This is a genomic window from Paraglaciecola mesophila KMM 241 (assembly GCF_000315015.1).
Lineage (GTDB): Bacteria > Pseudomonadota > Gammaproteobacteria > Enterobacterales > Alteromonadaceae > Paraglaciecola > Paraglaciecola mesophila.
Window position 1 is genome coordinate 89,711 of the sequence record NZ_BAEP01000070.1, and the last position, 18,479, is coordinate 108,189.

Annotated in this window: 17 protein-coding genes; 8 read left to right on the top strand and 9 right to left on the bottom strand. The window is 43.8% G+C overall.

The features are described from left to right. Positions 1-50: 50 nt before the first annotated feature. From GMES_RS16820 to GMES_RS16860, 9 genes are all read right to left on the bottom strand, one after another. Positions 51-1,175 (bottom strand): pyridoxal-phosphate-dependent aminotransferase family protein, encoded by a 1,125-nt coding sequence (locus tag GMES_RS16820; protein ID WP_006993956.1) that lies wholly within the window; start codon positions 1,173-1,175, stop codon positions 51-53. A 370-nt stretch (positions 1,176-1,545) separates the two neighbouring features. After that, on the bottom strand, positions 1,546-2,073 hold the full coding sequence (locus GMES_RS16825) for a gamma carbonic anhydrase family protein (RefSeq protein ID WP_006993958.1): 528 nt from the start codon (positions 2,071-2,073) through the stop codon (positions 1,546-1,548). A 14-nt stretch (positions 2,074-2,087) separates the two neighbouring features. Next, positions 2,088-2,942, bottom strand: coding sequence for an acyl-CoA thioesterase domain-containing protein (locus GMES_RS16830; protein WP_006993959.1), 855 nt, complete (start codon positions 2,940-2,942; stop codon positions 2,088-2,090). A gap of 37 nt (positions 2,943-2,979) precedes the next feature. Then, positions 2,980-4,830: a protein kinase domain-containing protein gene (locus tag GMES_RS16835; protein ID WP_006993960.1), complete on the bottom strand. Its 1,851-nt coding sequence runs from the start codon at positions 4,828-4,830 to the stop codon at positions 2,980-2,982. A 24-nt stretch (positions 4,831-4,854) separates the two neighbouring features. Next, positions 4,855-5,736 (bottom strand): 23S rRNA (adenine(2030)-N(6))-methyltransferase RlmJ, encoded by an 882-nt coding sequence (locus GMES_RS16840; protein WP_006993961.1) that lies wholly within the window; start codon positions 5,734-5,736, stop codon positions 4,855-4,857. A gap of 152 nt (positions 5,737-5,888) precedes the next feature. Further along, positions 5,889-7,556, bottom strand: coding sequence for a dihydrolipoyllysine-residue acetyltransferase (locus GMES_RS16845; RefSeq protein WP_006993962.1), 1,668 nt, complete (start codon positions 7,554-7,556; stop codon positions 5,889-5,891). A 23-nt stretch (positions 7,557-7,579) separates the two neighbouring features. Further along, a complete protein-coding gene (locus tag GMES_RS16850; RefSeq protein WP_006993963.1) occupies positions 7,580-8,557 on the bottom strand; it encodes an alpha-ketoacid dehydrogenase subunit beta in 978 nt (325 codons plus the stop codon). Further along, the gene (locus GMES_RS16855) at positions 8,550-9,746 is read right to left on the bottom strand and encodes a thiamine pyrophosphate-dependent dehydrogenase E1 component subunit alpha (protein WP_039987689.1); all 1,197 of its coding nucleotides are present in this window, start codon (positions 9,744-9,746) and stop codon (positions 8,550-8,552) included. The genes GMES_RS16850 and GMES_RS16855 overlap by 8 nt, the downstream gene beginning before the upstream one ends. A 403-nt stretch (positions 9,747-10,149) precedes the next feature. Beyond that, on the bottom strand, positions 10,150-10,944 hold the full coding sequence (locus GMES_RS16860; RefSeq protein ID WP_006993965.1) for a DUF2189 domain-containing protein: 795 nt from the start codon (positions 10,942-10,944) through the stop codon (positions 10,150-10,152). 314 nt (positions 10,945-11,258) lie between these two features. Between GMES_RS16860 and GMES_RS16865 the strand changes: the two genes are divergently transcribed. The 8 genes from GMES_RS16865 to GMES_RS16900 all read left to right on the top strand — a co-directional run bounded on the left by GMES_RS16865 (position 11,259) and on the right by GMES_RS16900 (position 18,315). After that, positions 11,259-12,488, top strand: a complete 1,230-nt coding sequence (locus tag GMES_RS16865) for a pyridoxal phosphate-dependent aminotransferase (RefSeq protein ID WP_006993966.1) — start codon at positions 11,259-11,261, stop codon at positions 12,486-12,488. Further along, on the top strand, positions 12,485-13,096 hold the full coding sequence (gene yfbR, locus GMES_RS16870) for a 5'-deoxynucleotidase (protein ID WP_006993967.1): 612 nt from the start codon (positions 12,485-12,487) through the stop codon (positions 13,094-13,096). Before GMES_RS16865 ends, yfbR begins: the two co-directional genes overlap by 4 nt. A 161-nt stretch (positions 13,097-13,257) precedes the next feature. Beyond that, positions 13,258-14,052 (top strand): ThuA domain-containing protein, encoded by a 795-nt coding sequence (locus tag GMES_RS16875; RefSeq protein WP_006993968.1) that lies wholly within the window; start codon positions 13,258-13,260, stop codon positions 14,050-14,052. A gap of 20 nt (positions 14,053-14,072) precedes the next feature. After that, positions 14,073-15,455 carry an anti-phage deoxyguanosine triphosphatase gene (locus GMES_RS16880; protein ID WP_006993969.1) on the top strand — a complete coding sequence of 461 codons (1,383 nt, stop codon included), beginning with the start codon at positions 14,073-14,075 and terminating at the stop codon, positions 15,453-15,455. Positions 15,456-15,542: 87 nt separating this feature from the next. Continuing rightward, positions 15,543-16,541, top strand: a complete 999-nt coding sequence (gene msrP, locus GMES_RS16885; protein ID WP_006993970.1) for a protein-methionine-sulfoxide reductase catalytic subunit MsrP — start codon at positions 15,543-15,545, stop codon at positions 16,539-16,541. Further along, entirely contained in the window at positions 16,541-17,182 is a 642-nt protein-coding gene (msrQ, locus tag GMES_RS16890) for a protein-methionine-sulfoxide reductase heme-binding subunit MsrQ (RefSeq protein ID WP_039987690.1), read from the top strand. The genes msrP and msrQ overlap by 1 nt, the downstream gene beginning before the upstream one ends. 72 nt (positions 17,183-17,254) lie before the next feature. Continuing rightward, positions 17,255-17,638, top strand: coding sequence for a hypothetical protein (locus tag GMES_RS16895; protein WP_006993972.1), 384 nt, complete (start codon positions 17,255-17,257; stop codon positions 17,636-17,638). Between the two features lie 200 nt (positions 17,639-17,838). Continuing rightward, positions 17,839-18,315: a YchJ family protein gene (locus GMES_RS16900; RefSeq protein ID WP_006993973.1), complete on the top strand. Its 477-nt coding sequence runs from the start codon at positions 17,839-17,841 to the stop codon at positions 18,313-18,315. The last annotated feature ends 164 nt before the right edge of the window (positions 18,316-18,479 follow it).

Here is an 18,479-nt window from a genome sequence, read left to right on the forward strand (position 1 = left end):
TAGTGATGTAAGCAGACCCATTTATCTAGGTCTGCAATTTTTATTAATTATCATCTAAGCACGCGTGTTAATGAACTCACGCAGTAATCAACGTTTTTCTTGTTGCTGCCGTAACCCATCAGGCCGATACGCCATACTTTTCCAGCTAACTCTCCTAGCCCTGCACCAATCTCTAAGCCAAATTCATTTAACAACTGGCTGCGAACTTGTGCATCGTCCACGCCGTTTGGAATGCTTACCATGTTGAGCTGGGGTAAACGATAAGCCTCATCCACAACAAACTCTAGGCCAATGCTTTCAAGGCCTGTCTTTAATGCTTGATGCATGTCTGCATGACGTTTCCAGGCCTGCTCAAGTCCTTCGTTATGTAAAATGCGTAACGATTCATGCAATGCATATAAGCTATTTACTGGTGCAGTGTGATGATATGCGCGTTTACCGCCCTTACCCCAATAACCCATCACCAAATCCATATCCAAGAACCAGCTTTGCACGGGGGTCTTGCGATTTTTGATCACTTCTACAGCCGCTGGGCTGAATGAAACAGGTGATAGGCCCGGTACACACGACAGACACTTTTGAGTTCCGGAATAAATAGCATCAATATTCCAACCATCAACGTCTAGTTCAATGCCGCCCAATGAAGTGACTGCATCGACTATGGTTAAGCAATCGTATCGCTTAGCAAGCTCACAAATTGCCTTGGCATCGTTGCGCACACCGGTGGATGTTTCTGCGTGAACGAATGCCACCGCTTTTGCATCAGGGTTTGCCTTAAGGGCATCTTCTACCTTGTGTAAATCGGTTTGCTTACCCCATGTATCTTGCACCATTACAGCTGTCGCGCCACAGCGCAGAACATTTTGCTGCATACGACCACCGAATACGCCATTTTGGCACACAATCACTTTATCCCCTGGCTCAAGTAAGTTTACAAACACGGACTCCATCCCGGCTGATCCGGGTGCAGACACGGGCATTGTCAATTGATTGTCGGTTTTAAATGCAAATTGCAGTAATGATTTAACTTCGTCCATCAACTGAATAAACGCTGGGTCTAAGTGCCCAAGCGTCGGGCGAGAAAGTGCGTTTAGAATACGAGGATCAACATCTGATGGCCCTGGGCCCATTAATGTTCTAACAGGTGGAATAAAAGTATTGAATTGCGCTGTCATGATTATCCTTAGCCTTATGTAAGTTGGTGTAAGGCCATGTTACCTATAAATGAGTTCGCAACAAGAGGTGGATAATCGACATAAACAGCATGAATAGATTATTAAATAGAATTTCGTTCAGTGAATATGCTTTTGGAAAAATATGAGAACGACTATATCGCTTTGGGTGCGTCGAACCTTACTATCAGTGAATTAGCACTTCGTTGGGAGATTTCTTTGGCAATACATAATTAAAATGGTAATAAAATAGTAAATTTCCGTAACTCTTCTACACTTCGTATGTACATTGGATATAGTTAGCGCAAGGCTCTATATGAGCCATACCCCTCTGCTCGGATCTGTCACTATGATCCGAGCATTTTTTTGTCTGCTAGTCCTGCACTTGTACTTTTAGCTCTGCTAAAAAACGCCTAGCATTTTCAACATAATGTTGACCTGACGCTTCGAGCATCTTTTTTTGAGGCTCAGGTATACTCTTTACTACTTTTGCTGGCGAGCCCATCACTAATGAACCATCCGGTATCACCATATTCTCTGTAACTAAACTATTGGCACCAATAACACAGTGCTTGCCAATCTTCGCGCCGTTTAAAATCACGCTATTGATACCTACTAACGTGTAGTCACCAATTTCACAGCCGTGCAACATGACTTTGTGACCAATGGTAACGCCTTTACCAACGGTCAGAGGCACACCAAAATCGGTATGCAGCACACTGCCGTCTTGCACATTACTGCCCTCGCCGATCGAAATAATGTCACAATCGCCGCGAAGAACAGCATTAAACCAAACACTGGCATTGTCTGCTAAAAGCACTTTGCCCATAACATGACTACCAGGCGCGATGAAAACGTCTTTACCAACGCTAACGGTGTCCTTTCCTAATGAATACAACATGTTTTCTCCTTAGATTAAATTTTGCGCATTAAGCCTTCTTGCATACTTGACGCAACAAGCTTGCCTTGACGATTAAAGAATTGACCACGCACTAAACCACGCGCACCGCCGCTAAACGGGCTTTCAGCACAATATAAAACCCAATCATCAAAATCGAATGGATGGTGAAACCACACCGCATGGTCGATTGTTGCCATAATTAAATTCTTATCTCGAACGGACACACCGTGGGGTTGAATAGCCGTTGACAGAAAATGATAATCTGACGCGTACGACAGCATCGCTTGATTCAAATGGACATTGCCGAGTAATGCCTCTTCTGCTTTCATCCAAATATAGCGTTTTGGCTCATGCACACCTGGATTTACCGGGTCAATTTGCTGAACAGAGCGCGTATCTAATGGTTTATGGTAAGCAATGGCTTCGCGCATGCGCGTTGATAACTTTCCCAATTCCTTATCATCAAATGTGGTGTCTCTGGGCAAATCTTCTGGCATGGGTACATCTGGCATCTGGGCAAACTGGTGCTCTAATCCTTGCTCCGGTTGCTGAAAAGACGCTGTCATATAAAATATACTGCGACCATTTTGAATGGCTTTTACCCGACGAGTCGAAAAGCTGCGCCCGTCACGTACGGTTTGCACATCAAACACCACTGGTTTTTTAGCATCCCCGGGTAACAAAAAATAGGCATGAAATGAATGTGCGACTCGCCCATCTGGCAAGGTTAATTGCGCAGCTGCTATAGCTTGCCCCATGACTTGTCCGCCAAATAAGGCGCGAAAGCCGAGATCCCAGCTTTGTCCGCGAAATAACCCATCTTCTATTTTTTCTAGGGTAAGTAAATCTACTAATTTAATATCGCTCATAATCTCTCAAAGGTGTGCATAATGTGTATTGACAAACTCACGATCCTGCTGCTCGTTCAATGTAAGGGTTTCGTGGATAAAATTTATCAGGTAAATGGGCTTGATGCTCGAAAAAACGCGTATCTTTGTAGGGCAGCTTCATAAAACCTGACATGCCGACGCCTTGAATGCTCGGTACTAACGCTATAATTTCACTCAGCAAATGCGCAAACTCAACTTCTGATGTGTGATCGAGCAAGGTATAATAACTGTGAATTTTAAGGTGGGTTGGCAAGGCTTCGAAAATGATACAACCCGTGTGATGAATTGCGTTTAACTGGTGAATAATACTCATCAACTCATCTGGCAAAGTTAGCAGCTCATCAGGATCGGCTCCATCCTCGAAATAGGAATGCATGCGACTTTCATCTTCTTGCACTGATATGTTGTTAAGCTCATAAGGTATACGCATGTTAGGCTCAGGCACAAAGGGCGTGTTCTCATCATCCCGTTCAATATGTAAGGTATCACGTGCGTTGAACATGCAGCTTTTAAACACCCCTACCCGATGAATAGAGCGTGCTAATGTCACAATGTTATTCACCGTGGCATCAAATGCACTTTTTAGCTGTGGATCATAAATATTTAAGCTGGAGTCGATAAATATCCCTTGCGGAGTCCAGCGCACTGCTAAACCGCCTACTACAGGATATTTACCTAAGCGACTGACCTCTGAAATAAAGGCTTTTTCAGTTTCCCCCATGCCTTGTAAGTAATTCTTATAATAGCGTTCAAATTGTTCGTCGTTGAGATAACGTAGTTCTTCAGTGCTTTGGTATGCTTCTGCGCGCAAAAATGACTTTCTGGAGCTGTACACGACCGTATCTATCTCTCGTGATTTTTGATGGCTCCAACCTGGGATCATGGCTGTGGGTTGTGGCGGATCCTGCGGACTAAACACCAGATTTTTTAAGTGCTGAATGTTGTTGAGTAAATAATCACCGCCCTGAGCGCGCTTTTGCTCATCATCACTGAGCATGGCGGTTAATATCTCAGCCAGCATTTTGGGTAATCCTAACGCATTCGGCCTGATAACTTGTGCCCCAAAACGGCTAGATTGACCAGACGCCAACGCGTATAAGGTACTTGCCAGACCTTGTTCATCAAATCGCGGGGATGATAAGCTACCACTCAGTTGTTCTGGCCCAATGAAATACACATCCCCTAACCTAGCATTGGTTTGCTGCATATCACTGGACATAAGGTCCATCACATTATTTGCCAAATAATTGCCTTGGGCATCTAGTTGAGCAAAAACAGATGAGCCCCAATCGATTAAACCAACTTCTTCGGTCATAGGGTCAAACACAATGTTAGATGGCTTTATGTCACCATGTACTATGGGCTTGGGGTGTCCATTTTGGTTAAACGTGCGCAACGTCTGCAGAATGTCAGCTAACTGTACTGCAATTTTCACCACCAGCCTTGGGGATAACGGCCCGTGTTCCAGTGACACTTTTTCCAGATCTTTACCTTCTGCTCGTTGCATCACCAAGATAGATTGCTTTTTGATACGCTGGAAAGTGATTAGGCTCGGAACGTGAGCATGGGCAACGTGACCCAACATATACGCTTCTTCCTCAAGGCGATCTTGTACGTGCTGGGGTAAGTTGGCCCGTGAGAACTTAAACACATAATGCTTTGACGGGTCATACGTTGGCTTACCCGCAAAGGCAAAACCAAACGCGCCCTTACCGATAAGCTCTATGTCTTTATATCCCAATCGGGTTAGCTGTTCAGTACACAGCTTGAACCAATCTTTTAGCTTTTGCGCATCCTTGTGGGATAACAAATAGATAGACTGTTCATCAGGAATATAAAAGTGTTTAAGATCTGTTTGGGCAACCATAGATTCCTTGAGCCTGCGAGCGCCTTAAGCCTCTTCCACCAGCCAGTTAACCACAAATGAAGCGTGTTTGTGTTGAGCCATAACAGGTGTTAGCTCACCTAAGCAATCGCGTATTTGCACGTCTAACTGCCACGGCGCATTGATGATCGCCATACCTGAGCCATACATTCCGGCAAATGTATCAGGGTTTTGAACCGCTAGTTCTACTTGCAGTACATTCTTAAAGCCTTGCTGAGTAAGAGCCTCGAGCATTTTTTGACTTTTCTTATGCTTAGTTGTGGCGCGTTCAAAACCATCAGCCTGGTCTTCATCGCGTTTCGATAACAAAGGATACCAAATAGCATAAATACCTGTCGGCCAACGCTTATACGCCTTACTGATAGCGTCAACCACTAATTGATAGTCTTCTGGTGTTTCGTATGACGGATCTGTCAGCACTAGACCCCGCTTTAGCGCTGGGGGCACCAGCGCAATCAATCCTTCGTAGCCATCTCTGTGATGGACTGAAACATGGGAGCCTGTTATTTGGCGCTTCAGATTAATCACCTCTTGATTATTCCATTCCATCAGGTGCAACTGGTCTTGATCCCGCATTAACACACGGGCTATTTCAGGTGATCCAGGATATTGCTGAAGCTTTAAATAACTACTGGTAAGTTCTTGATATGCCAAAACTGTTGGCTCAGCGCCCGAATAATCAGCTAACCGTGCAATGCCTTGCTGGAACTCTTTGGTCTTTAAAGATTGTTCAGAGGACAAGTCGTACAAGCCCGCGCCACTGTGGGTATCAATATAGGTGAACCCTTTGTCTTTTTGTTTTAACTTGTCGATGATCAACATCTGGCAAATGTGTTTCAACACATCTGCGTGATTACCTGCATGATAGCCGTGGCGATAACTAAACAACTGATTGACTCCTTGATAACTCGATACTGTCTTTGGCGTGATAGCCCATAGCGCTAGTTTACCTTGTCATTGGCGTTAAGCAAAAACAAACCCGCATGTAGCGGGCTTGTGTTTGGTTATGTTCTCGGAATTTTACTTCGCTGATGAGCGCACTAGCGCAATGTGCCTAGCATTTTCATTGGTTGTTCAATATACGACTTCCATAAGTTATTAAACCTGACCATAGTCGCTCCATCGATAATGCGGTGATCACCTGACCAGCTCACATGCATGATATTCACAGCTCGCACCTGATCATTTTCATCAAAACGCGGCAAACGCTGAATTTTCCCTAAGGCCACAATCGCGGCTTCAGGATGATTAATCACTGGCGTTGCGACCGTACCACCAAGCACACCAATATTTGATATGCTGATAGTACCACCAGAAATATCAGCCGTTTTTAAACGCCCTTCTCTTGCCTGCTCAATCAACTCAGAAGCACGCTTGGCAATATCGAATATTGACATATCTTGCACGCCTTTAATGTTAGGTACCATCAAACCGAGTTTTCCGTCCACCGCAAACCCAATATTGTGCTCATCGAAATAGGTTAGCTGTGTACAGTCATCGTTAACTTGACTGTTGATCACAGGATAGGCTTTCAATGCCAATGATAAGGCTTTGATGAAAAACGGCATAAAGCTTAATTTTACACCTTGCTCACTAAAGTCATCTTTTAATTGACTGCGAAGGGCAATCAAAGCATCCATTTGGATCTCTTCACTAACCGTGAAATGAGGAATAGTCGACACACTGTGCTTCATCTGCCTTGCCATTGCGGCCTTTATACCGCTAATTCGCTCAACTCGCGTTTCACCTTGTACTTTACTATGGGTGATGCTTAATGAATCACTTTGCGTTTGAGCGCTAACAATACCCGACTTCGCTGGCTGCTGCGTTAAATCACATTTCAAAATACGCCCTTTATCCCCTGACCCTTGCACGTTCGATAAATCAATGTCTTGCTCTCGGGCCACACGACGAACTGCTGGGCTAGCCAAAACTTTGTGATTGACCTTTGAGACCTTAGACAAGGTATCTTGCTGCGCTTGGCTGCCAGCCAGTGCGGATGAAGTCTGTGTTTTCGTATCTGTTGATGTCATTGGAGTAGAGCTTGCTAATGGCAGCAGCGGTTTGTTGTCAGCGCCCGCCACCCGCATAGTAAAAAGTGCTGAATGAACGTTAGCGATATCACCTTGCTGGTAACACAGGCTAACAATCGTACCACTGTGCTTTGCCGGAATTTCGACCAATGCCTTGTCCGTCATGACTTCCACAACGGGCTGATCTTCAATGACATCCTCACCTTCACTCACCAGCCACTTGACGAGTTCGCACTCTACAATTCCCTCCCCAATATCTGGCAAGATGAAGGTTTCTAAGGCACCGTCTGGAGCTGCTTCAAAATCTGTCGCCTGCCCATTTTCGGCTCTTTGTTGATTAACGTTACTGGTTTTTTTACTGGGGTCATTGCCGTTAGCATGATCAGTAGCGATTTTACCTGTAGCGTCGTGTGAATCGCTAGATGAGCTACTTTCGTACCCTTCAATCTCCATAGCAAATAAAGGTTTATGCACTTGGGCTATTTCGCCGGCATGATAATAAAGTTTTTTTACTGTGCCACTGAACATAGCAGGAATTTGCACTGTGGCTTTGTCTGTCATGACCTCAGCTACGGGCTGGTCTTCTATTATGCTATCGCCCTCACAGACGAGCCATTCTAGCAACTCACACTCTACAATCCCTTCACCAATATCTGGCAAAATAAAGTCTTTCATTTCATTTTCCTCGATATGGTTGATTAAAAATTCACGCAGCGCTTAATGGCTTCGTAAGTTTTAAGATGATCCGGCATATATTCTTTTTCATGTGCTAGCGGATACGGCGTGTCTAATCCACACACTCGGGTTATCGGTGACTCTAAGTACAAAAAGCAGCGCTCTTGTACAGTAGCCGATATTTCACTGGCAAACCCGCCCGTTTGCGGTGCTTCATGGTTTATAAGTAATCGCCCAGTCTTTTTCACCGACTCGCTCACCGTCTGGGCATCCCATGGCAAAATACTGCGTAAATCGATAATTTCACAAGAAATGCCATCGTTTTCAGCCATTTCAGCTGCTTTTTCGATTACCTCTACCTGAGCCCCCCAGGCCAGTAAGCTAATATGCTCACCTTTTTTAACCACCTCAGCTTTACCTAATGGCAGCTCATAATCTTCTTCAGGCACGTCACCCACAGACGCGCGGTATAAACGTTTAGGCTCCATGAACAAAACAGGGTTATCGTCACGAATGGACGCTAAGAGTAAGCCTTTAGCTTGATAAGGATTACGCGGGATAACGATTTTCATACCAGGTATGTGAGCAAAAAAAGCTTCTGGGGATTGTGAATGATATAAGCCACCAGCAATACCACCGCCATATGGAGTACGAATGGTCAGGGTGCCACAGGTGAACTGCCCACCAGAGCGATAACGAAACTTGGCCGTTTCATTCACTATTTGGTCGAACGCAGGAAAGATATAATCACCAAATTGAATTTCAGCTACTGGCACTGAGCCTTGCGATGCCAAACCATTAGCGAAGCCAATAATCCCCTGCTCAGTAAGTGGTGTATTAAAACAGCGGCCTTTACCAAATTGGTGCTGTAAATTACTGGTCGCTCTAAATACCCCCCCGAAGTGACCTACGTCCTCGCCAAATACCATGACCTTCTCATCTTCGGTCATGGCCGTAATCAAAGCATTATTGATTGCCTGTAGCATGTTCATTTTAGTCATGGCGGATCCTCCCAGACGTTTTCGGGTATGCTTCTGGGTACAAACTGATGTGTTTTTTTAACTCGCTCAATTGCTCTTTTAAATGCCAAGGGGGGGCGTCATACACATCGTTAATCAAATCATCAATTTCACAGATATCGACTTGCTCTGCTTTTTTCATTGCAGCGAGCACCTCTTGACGGGTTTGTTCAACAAATTGTTTGTGTTGCTCTTCGTCAAGCCAATCTTTGCTTTTCATCCAGTTTTCGAAGCGTTGAACAGGGTCTTTTACGCGCCATTTTTGTTCTTCTTCTTTTGAGCGATAACCCGTTGGATCGTCTGACGTAGAGTGCGCCGCCAAACGGTACGTCATGGCTTCAATTAATACTGGGCAGTGTTCTTTAAGGGCTATTTCCCTGGCTTTCTGTGTCGCTAGGTATACGGCAAGCACATCATTGCCATCGACTCGAATCGTTTTGATGCCATAACCCAAGCCGCGAGATGCAATACCGTCACCGCTGAATTGCTCATTGGCCGGTGTAGAAATAGCGTAGCCATTATTTCGACAAAAGAAGATTACGGGGCAATTTAACACCGAAGCCATGTTAAGGCCGGCGTGAAAATCCCCTTCAGAAGCGGCACCTTCGCCAAAATAACAAATGGTTAAGGCTTCATTACCTGCCATTTTTTGCCCATAGGCATAGCCTGCCGCTTGGGGAATTTGCGTACCTAATGGTGATGATATAGTCATAAAGTTAAGGGCCTTATCACCATAGTGAATCGGCATCTGGCGACCCTTGTTAGGGTCAAGTTTATTACTAAACATCTGATTCATGAATTGTTCAGTGCGATAACCTCGATAGGCTAATGCGCCTTGCTCTCGATATTGCGACATGATCATATCGTTATCACTCAGGGCGGCAGCACTACCTATGATAGATGCTTCTTCGCCACTGCACGCTAGATAAAAACTGATACGACCTTGGCGCTGAGCGCCGACCATTCGCTCGTCCAGAACACGTATATAATGCATGGTCCTGAAAATCTTTAACGCTGCCTCTTTATCGATTTCAGGCATGTCTGCGTCACTGTGCACACTGCCATCTGGCTGCAATATTTGCAGCATAGGAATATCAACCGTGCCCTTATCAATAACGTTGACCTTGTGACTGATCCCCACATCCGAGAGATGATTTCTTTCGTCCACCATAAACCCTCTTATATAACCAACACCGCCAAAATTGACCATGTTTATAAATTGTTACTTGAGTGTTAATGCTAGTGCAATTGCTAGGATGAGTCGTTTCCAAATTCCAACTGAAATTAACAAAAGAAGGGATAAGCATTCTAATTAATACGTCAAAATATGATGTTTATCCGCTTTTTTAAATAGCGACTCTGCTATGACTTTCAAAGTTAATTTTTCGTTGAAAAATGAGACGCTGATATTTAAAAAAGGTTTGGAACACAAAGACGTTAAATAAGAAGAGAAATATTGTACGCAAAAAAATGATGCCTTTATCTATACACTTTGCATAGATAAAGGCGACATATTCCGCTTAATCTGGGTTGGTTACCCTTTTCAACCCTTTGTGTATCTGGCTCTGGGCCATTTAGGCATAAAGGCGTTTGCGTTTGACTTCAATGCAGTCGATATAGCCGTGCCAGGTGGCAAAGCCAATTAGTGGCATAAGAATGATAAAACCGAAGAACTGTGTGGCGAACCCAATCAAAACGCTCACAAAAATAATGCTGGCCCAAAAAAGCATTGGGATTTTGTTGCTCCACACGGCGTTCATACTCGTTAGAACGGCAGTGGCTAAATCTACTTTGCGCTCCATTAAAATAGGCTGAGTAAAGGCACTTAAAAAGAACACCAGCAAGGTAAAGCCCGCTCCGATCACCCCGCCTAAGGCAAGAAATGGAAATAGATTCGCGTAGTTTTCATCTAAATAAGGCGGGTAAAGGGCATGAATTAAAGATGCAACACGCAACCAGAAAATCATTAATACCATTAATAGAATGCCCAATCCCCATTCATTCACGGCGTTGCGTTTTACTGCTTTAATACTGTGCCACAAAGAAGGCTTGTGACCTTTCTCAAGCTCCCAGCTAATGTCGTAAAGACCGGCGGCCAGAAAAGGACCAATCAACATAAAACATACAATCGCCGGCATGATTACTAAATGCCAACCCGTTAGTTTGACTAAATATGTAATGAACCAAGGAATTGCGGCAAAGAAAACACCAAAAATTAACGTTAATATGGGCGCTCGCATGGCATCTTGAAACCCAAGCTTAAGCCACGTGATGGGATCAGATATCGACAATTGGCGGCATGGTATAACGCGGGCAATACGACTATCTGTAATCGCATTTTGCGGGGCATCTTTAAAGGACTGTGACATAGAGAGGTACTCCAAACAAAATAAAGAAATTTATCGTCTGTTTTGTCTTACTGCTCTTTTAGACTAATCCTATATACGGGACTTGTCAGGTAAAAAGATCCAACTATTAACATTTGTCGATTAAGTACAACATTATAGTTGGGTATTATCGCCAATTGCAGGGACAGTCATGCGATTAGCTTCGTCTTCCTATAGTTTCAAGATCCCATATTCTCCCTATCATGAAATAAAAGACCAGAACTCACATTTATGCTTAACATCCCCTAGTGCACTGTATTACCCTTGGTGCCACCTACCGTTAGCTAACGTAAATCATGCGCACTTTTACTAAATCTAAGAAGCTCGATAATGTTTGTTATGACATTCGTGGTCCCATTCTAGAGCAAGCACAAAAAATGGAAGACGAAGGTCACCGTATTTTAAAGTTAAATATTGGCAATCCAGCGCCTTTTGGCTTTGAAGCTCCCGATGACATTTTAAAAGACGTTATCCATCATTTACCTAAATCCCAAGGATACTCTGATTCAAAGGGGATTTACCCAGCTAGAGTTGCCGTGATGCAGTACTACCAGCAACAACGCATTAAAAATGTTTCGGTAAATGATATCTATATTGGTAACGGCGTAAGCGAGCTTATTGTCATGGCGATGCAGGCTTTGTTAGATGATGGTGACGAAGTACTTCTCCCTAGTCCTGATTATCCGTTGTGGACGGCATCGGTCAGCCTGTCATCAGGTAAACCTGTGCATTACCGCTGTGACGATAATGCAGGTTGGCAGCCTGATATAGAGGATATAAGAAGTAAGATCACCGAGAACACCAAAGCGATTGTGTTGATTAACCCTAATAACCCGACAGGGGCGGTTTACAGTAAAGAGTTGCTTTTACAGGTGATAGAAGTGGCGCGTGAGCACGGCTTAATGGTCTTCAGTGACGAGATTTACGACAAAATTTTGTACGACCAAGCTAAGCACCAGTGTATAGCTGCGCTGGCAGACGATATTTTCTTTATTACCTTGGGTGGCTTGTCCAAAAATTACAGAGTAGCCGGTTTTCGCGTTGGTTGGTTAGTCGTGAGCGGGCATAAAGCGTTAGCCAGCAATTATATTGATGGCTTAAACATGTTGTCTTCAATGCGCATGTGCGCCAATGTTCCCAGTCAGCATGCGATACAAACTGCATTGGGTGGGTATCAGAGCATTAATGATTTAATTGTTGATGCCGGACGCTTAAAGCAGCAGCGAGATCTTGCTACTTCGATGCTTAACCAAGTGGACGGCCTAGAATGCGTGGCACCTATGGGGGCAATGTACTGCTTTGTTAAGGTGGATGCACAGAAATTTAATATCACCAGTGATGAACAAATGATCATGGACCTACTGCGCAGCGAAAAAGTGCTGCTTGTGCACGGCAGCGCCTTTAATTTAACTCGTGGCTGTTATTTCCGTTTAGTCTTCTTACCCCACGTTGATGTGCTGCGCCCAGCCATAGAACGTATCGCCAATTTCTTTAAACATTATCGCCAGGCAGATCCTTTATTATGAGTACCCCACAGAAAAGCCATTTTTTCGCCCATTTAGCCCGCATGAAACTCATTAACCGCTGGCCATTGATGCGCAACGTGCGTACTGAAAATGTGCAAGAGCACAGCTTACAAGTGGCCATGGTGGCGCATTCGTTAGCGTTAATCCGCAACAAATATTTTAATGGTAGTGTTAACCCATACAAAATTGCCACCCAAGCTATGTTTCACGATGTATCAGAAGTCCTTACAGGCGACTTACCTACCCCGGTGAAGTATTACAATCCAGCCATTCAAGCTGAATACAAGAAGATTGAAAAGATCGCTGAGCAAAAATTGATTGATATGGCGCCAGCAGACTTTAAAGAAGATTATGCATCTCTTATTCAGCACGAGGGCCAAGACGAGAGCGAAGCGTTTATCATTAAAGCCGCAGATGTAATCTGTGCGTATCTAAAAACACTCGAAGAACTCTCGGCCGGAAATCAAGAGTTTGTGTTGGCTAAAAAACGCTTAGATAAGATTCTTAAAGATTACCACTCAGAAGAGGTGGACTATTTTATGCGCGCTTATGTGCCCAGCTTTAGTTTAAGTTTGGATGAAATCACCCAAGAAGAGAATGAGTTATAAACCAAGGATGGCCATATAGACGATGCGCTATTTAAGGACCGCTAAATGGCTAAATTAATCCTGACAAAAACAAATAACAAAAGGCAAAAAACAATTATCTAAATATCATATCAGGCACTGGCAATTAATATGTTTGGTTACTTTAAAAATGGACAATACTTATGCGAAGTATCTGTAAAATATTAATTAAAAGCGTAACCAGCTTATTTGCCGCCAGTATAGTTATTACCTACTCCTCGCTCGCCTACTCAACGCAATTTAACGTACTGCTATTTACTAAAACAGCTGGCTGGCATCACAAATCGATTAATGGTGCGGTTCAAGCCATAGAGCAATTAGGAGATAAACATCATTTTGGGGTTGATTGGCAAGAAGATGCGAGCTTAATTCATGATGAAAATCTTCAGAAATACGACGCGATCGTTTTTCTTCTCACTTCCGGCGACATTTTAAATACCCAACAAGAAGCCGCGCTACAAAAGTTCATTGAATCAGGGAAAGGGTTTGTGGGGATCCACAGTGCTTCCGATACCGAAAAAGATTGGCCATGGTACACCAAACTTGTGGGCCACGTATTTAAGATCCATCCAGAGATTCAAAGTGCCCAACTTAACGTTGAAACAAGAGAATTTCCCGGGCTCGAATATTTTCCGAACTCAGTGTTATGGACTGATGAATGGTATGAGTTCGGCCCCGCAACCGTTAATGATTTAACTTACTTACTCACGGTCGATGAGAAAACATTTAATCCACAGGCTAGGTGGGGAGATAACATTGGCAAGGGCATGGGCACATTTCATCCTATTGCCTGGTATCACGAGTATGCTGGTGGACGTGCGTTTTATACCGCCTTGGGGCACAAACCCATTAACTATCTCGATAATGCTTTTTTACAGCACATATATGGTGGGTTATATTGGGCTGCGACCGGTAAAGGGATAAGTGTTACTCCATAATTGATAAGGTGATCAGCTAGATGCAGCGAAAGGCGCAACAAACAACGCGAGAAGTAACTAGGCAAAAGTCAATGTGGTCAGCGCGCCATTTTTCGCAGCACGTTCAACGCGATGGTGATCACCGTTCACCCTTTCAACGGGACAAAGCCCGTATTCTTCACTCGGCCGCATTTAGGCGTCTTCAAGCAAAAACACAGGTATTGGGTGTCGGCATGAGCGATTTTTATCGCACTCGCCTCACTCACTCGTTGGAAGCGTCACAAATTGGCCAGGGAATAGCAGCACAACTGCGCCAGAAACACCCTGAATTAACCGAAACCTTGGGCTTGAACGATACGTTGATTGAAGCGCTGTGCTTGGCTCATGACATTGGGCATCCTCCTTTTGGTCACGGTGGTGAGGTTGCTTTACATTACATGATGCGCGACCACGGCGGTTTTGAAGGCAATGGCCAAACATTTCGAATAGTGACACAACTTGAACCCTACACGCCTGCCAATGGTATGAACCTAAGTCGGCGCACATTGCTAGGGCTGGTGAAGTACCCTAATTTCATCCCCTCGTTAACTAATATTAAACCTTCAGAGATTGAGCGAGATCTGTCACATCGTAATGTAAAAGCGGCAGACTGGGTGCCACCCAAGGGATTGTACGAGTGTGATAAAAATATGTTCGATTGGTTGATGGCGCCGCTTTCACAAGAGGATCAGACTTTGTTCGGCCAGATACTAAACAGCCCATCTGAACAGAGACATCATAAAACCAAATATAAATCCTTCGATTGCTCAATTATGGAGCTCGCGGATGATATCGCTTATGGCATCCATGATTTAGAAGATGCCATAGTCATGGGTATTGTTAATTTACAGCAATTTGAAGCCCAGATAGTAGAGCCAATAGAGGCATTAAGTGACACTTGGTTGGCGGGACACATTTCAATGCTCGCCAAAAAACTGTTTAGCCAACACCACCATGAACGCAAGGACGCTATCGGCGCATTGGTCAATAGTTTTATCACGCACATTGATATCACCCTCACCGACCCTGCCTATCAAAACGAGTTATTAAAGTACAACGCGGTTTTTTTAACGGAATACGAGCAAGCCCTGTCTATTTTTAAACAATTCGTGTTCAGGCAAGTTATACGCAAGCCTGAGATACAGATGCTTGAATATAAAGGGCAACAAGTGGTAATGGGTTTATTTGAAGCTTTCGCCTCAGATCCCGAGCGATTGCTGCCGGAGAACACCCGTCAGCGCTGGCTGAAGGCACACAGTAATAATAATGGCATGCGCATTATCAGCGATTATATTGCCGGCATGACAGATGAATTTGCCTCTCGACTATACGCCAACTTGTTCATTCCCAAGAGCGGGGCGAGTCCAGATAGTCTTGGCATTTAACACCTATATAAAAACAATTGAAATTTTTGGTCTTAATTCATTGTCTTAAGTAGTAATCAGTATAGTTTATGTTGAATTAAGGCCTATATGTTAATTAAGACCCCTAAAGCAAGTGTTATCTGTGAAAGTCAGGTAACAGACGAAAGCGTATATAACCAAAGACGCGACATTATAAAATCCATGGGCTTTGTGGGCGCTTCAGCGCTGCTAAGCAGCACACCCGCCCGTGCGAGCTTTTTCGGTAATGACGATGCTGAAACGTTCAAAACTGAAAAACTAAACTTTTCGGCCTCCTCTAAAAAAGCTGCTACAAAGTTAACCCCAGAAGAAAAAATCATTTCTCACAATAATTTTTACGAATTTGGTACCGGTAAGTCTGACCCCGTGGAAAATGCACAGCAGTTTAAAGTTAATCCCTGGCGCCTAAGCATAGAAGGGTTGGCCGAAAAGCCCTTTACGCTAGACTACGATGATTTATTTAAGCAATTTCCGTTAGAAGAACGGATATACCGTTTACGCTGCGTAGAAGCATGGTCAATGGTTGTGCCGTGGATCGGTTTTTCACTTGCTTCTTTAATAAAAAAAGCAAAACCCTTGAGCTCAGCAAAATATGTTGCATTTGAAACCCTGTACGATCCTGAACAAATGCCCGGCCAAAGAAGTCGTTTTGCTGGAGGGGGAATTAACTACCCCTATATTGAAGGCTTACGGATAGACGAAGCGATGCACCCCCTCACTTTGCTCTCGGTAGGTCTATATGGCAAAACACTGCCAGCCCAAAATGGCGCACCAATAAGACTAGTAGTGCCATGGAAATACGGCTTCAAAAGTATCAAATCTATTACCCGGATCCGTCTAACGGATAAGCGCCCGCCCACAAGCTGGAATCAGTTAGCCGCTAACGAGTACGGTTTTTACGCAAATGTTAACCCCAATGTGGATCATCCCCGTTGGAGCCAAGCTAGCGAGAGACGCATTAGCGGTGCAGGTCTGTTCTCCAGAAATAGAATCGATACTAAGATGTTTAATGGTTACGAAGAAGTCGCTGCTTTATATCAAGGCATGGATCTAAGAAAGCATTTTTAATGGCGCAACTACATTTTTTCAAACTTAAACCAGCACACCTGCCCTGGCTAAAGTGCATTATCCATTTGAGCGCGCTCGTTCCGTTATTATTGATTTTCTTTCAAGCCTTCAATGATGAGTTAGGAGGAGATCCTGTCAGCGCCCTACTGCATTTTACTGGCTTAGGTGCATTCAAATTACTGCTGCTTTCATTGTTAGTGACCCCTTTAGCGCGCTTGTTAAAACAAGGACTATTAATTAATGTTCGAAGACTCCTAGGGCTATACAGCTTCACTTACGCTCTTGCCCACATCGCCAGTTACGTGTTGTTCGACTTACAACTTGACTGGCCATTACTGTTAAGTGAAATAGTGAAGCGGCCTTACATCACGGTAGGTTTTGTTGGTTGGCTGATTCTGTTGGCGCTAGCACTCACATCCACTAAACAAGCACAGCGCAAATTAGGTAAACGCTGGCAAAGTTTACATAACTCGGTGTACTTAGCCGCCATTATGGTATCGATACATTTTTTATGGTCAGTTAAATCAGCCATCTTAGAGCCTACGATTTATATAGTAATGACCGCTTTATTACTGGCCTACAGACGAGATAAGTTCAAACGTTGGTTTAACAAGCGAATAAAAAACAGACAAAAAGTTTAAAAATAACTTGCATGTGTTTTTATACAGTACTATTGTTACATCAACCACTGTATAAACGAACAGGTAAAACACATGGCGAGCGTACACGCAATACCAGTCTCTAAAACCAGTCACTTCGATAGCGTTTCGGTTTTCAATCAGCAACGGTTACAGGCCATTTACAATAGTGCAGATAAGGCGAAGTGGTCTTATCTTATTGCAGATAAAATTGTGTTCAAGCAAGCGGACGAACATTGTATTAAGCTCAATATGCCTAGCCCTGAGCAATTAATCATGTGGCTAGAAAAGTTAATTACTTGCGGCCAATGTGCCAACATATTTGTTGAGCATGTAATGCTAGATGAGATGAGTCGGGCTCGCCTTAGCCAGCTTTGTGTTATACACAACGTTAATCTAGTAAACGTAATGACCCATCCCCACGGCGAAGTTGTAACAGGACCTTGGCTTAATAGCTGAGCTTCTTTGCTGTTTCGTGCCACAACGAGTGGAGTAAGACAATCAAGCAAGTCATTGCCCCTACAGTGATTCACTTTAGGGGGTAGAATTGATAAGTTAAGGTCATGCGCTGTATTTAGTCTCTAACCGTGTATGATCAGCCCATATTGAAAATAACGTGTTAGAGGAACCAGCTCACCAGAAGCTGTTAATTAAGATTAATGAATTTACACCTGTGTTTTTGTCATAGTGGTCTTCGCTTTGAGCAATGTTGTGAACCTTACTTACAGGGTCTGAGCTCTCCTGATACCCCTGAACAACTCATGCGCTCACGTTACAGTGCATACGTAACCAGCAATTACCAATATGTATTAGATACTTACACTGTCAATCAACGTGAATCCTTGACACTTGAGGACCTGCAGCAAGGCGGAAATGAAACGCAGTGGTTGCGACTTGACGTGCTCAGCACGCAAACCCGTAAAGATGACCTCAGCGGACAAGTTGAATTTGTCGCTTACTATCAAGTAAACGATGCAAAGTATAAATTACACGAACGCTCAACTTTCTATCGGGAAAACAACCTGTGGCGCTACGACAGTGGTACCTTGTTCGAAGATGGTGGTTTATATAAGCCACAACGCAACGATCTTTGTTTGTGTGGCAGTGGCAAAAAATATAAAAAGTGTTGTCTTTAACACGCCTAATACCAACTCCAAAAATAATTGCTCAGTGGTTAATTATTTACAGGGGTTAGTATAAGCGCTGCGTACAAAAGCGTGCAGCAAAATCAGAGCGCTCTTGGCAGTGGGATCTAGTCATTATAGGCTAACCATTAAAACGCTTATCTATTTGATTTCTT

What these genes read in the sequence shown, in the direction of transcription:
- msrP (WP_006993970.1), top strand. Translation starts at nt 15,543, where the DNA reads ATGTTAATTAAGACCCCTAAAGCAAGTGTTATCTGTGAAAGTCAGGTA.
- GMES_RS16875 (WP_006993968.1), top strand. Translation starts at nt 13,258, where the DNA reads ATGCGAAGTATCTGTAAAATATTAATTAAAAGCGTAACCAGCTTATTT.
- GMES_RS16880 (WP_006993969.1), top strand. Translation starts at nt 14,073, where the DNA reads ATGCAGCGAAAGGCGCAACAAACAACGCGAGAAGTAACTAGGCAAAAG.
- GMES_RS16860 (WP_006993965.1), bottom strand. Translation starts at nt 10,944, where the DNA reads ATGTCACAGTCCTTTAAAGATGCCCCGCAAAATGCGATTACAGATAGT.
- GMES_RS16830 (WP_006993959.1), bottom strand. Translation starts at nt 2,942, where the DNA reads ATGAGCGATATTAAATTAGTAGATTTACTTACCCTAGAAAAAATAGAA.
- GMES_RS16820 (WP_006993956.1), bottom strand. Translation starts at nt 1,175, where the DNA reads ATGACAGCGCAATTCAATACTTTTATTCCACCTGTTAGAACATTAATG.
- yfbR (WP_006993967.1), top strand. Translation starts at nt 12,485, where the DNA reads ATGAGTACCCCACAGAAAAGCCATTTTTTCGCCCATTTAGCCCGCATG.
- GMES_RS16900 (WP_006993973.1), top strand. Translation starts at nt 17,839, where the DNA reads ATGAATTTACACCTGTGTTTTTGTCATAGTGGTCTTCGCTTTGAGCAA.
- GMES_RS16825 (WP_006993958.1), bottom strand. Translation starts at nt 2,073, where the DNA reads ATGTTGTATTCATTAGGAAAGGACACCGTTAGCGTTGGTAAAGACGTT.
- GMES_RS16855 (WP_039987689.1), bottom strand. Translation starts at nt 9,746, where the DNA reads ATGGTGGACGAAAGAAATCATCTCTCGGATGTGGGGATCAGTCACAAG.
- GMES_RS16835 (WP_006993960.1), bottom strand. Translation starts at nt 4,830, where the DNA reads ATGGTTGCCCAAACAGATCTTAAACACTTTTATATTCCTGATGAACAG.
- GMES_RS16865 (WP_006993966.1), top strand. Translation starts at nt 11,259, where the DNA reads ATGCGCACTTTTACTAAATCTAAGAAGCTCGATAATGTTTGTTATGAC.
- GMES_RS16845 (WP_006993962.1), bottom strand. Translation starts at nt 7,556, where the DNA reads ATGAAAGACTTTATTTTGCCAGATATTGGTGAAGGGATTGTAGAGTGT.
- GMES_RS16850 (WP_006993963.1), bottom strand. Translation starts at nt 8,557, where the DNA reads ATGACTAAAATGAACATGCTACAGGCAATCAATAATGCTTTGATTACG.
- msrQ (WP_039987690.1), top strand. Translation starts at nt 16,541, where the DNA reads ATGGCGCAACTACATTTTTTCAAACTTAAACCAGCACACCTGCCCTGG.
- GMES_RS16895 (WP_006993972.1), top strand. Translation starts at nt 17,255, where the DNA reads ATGGCGAGCGTACACGCAATACCAGTCTCTAAAACCAGTCACTTCGAT.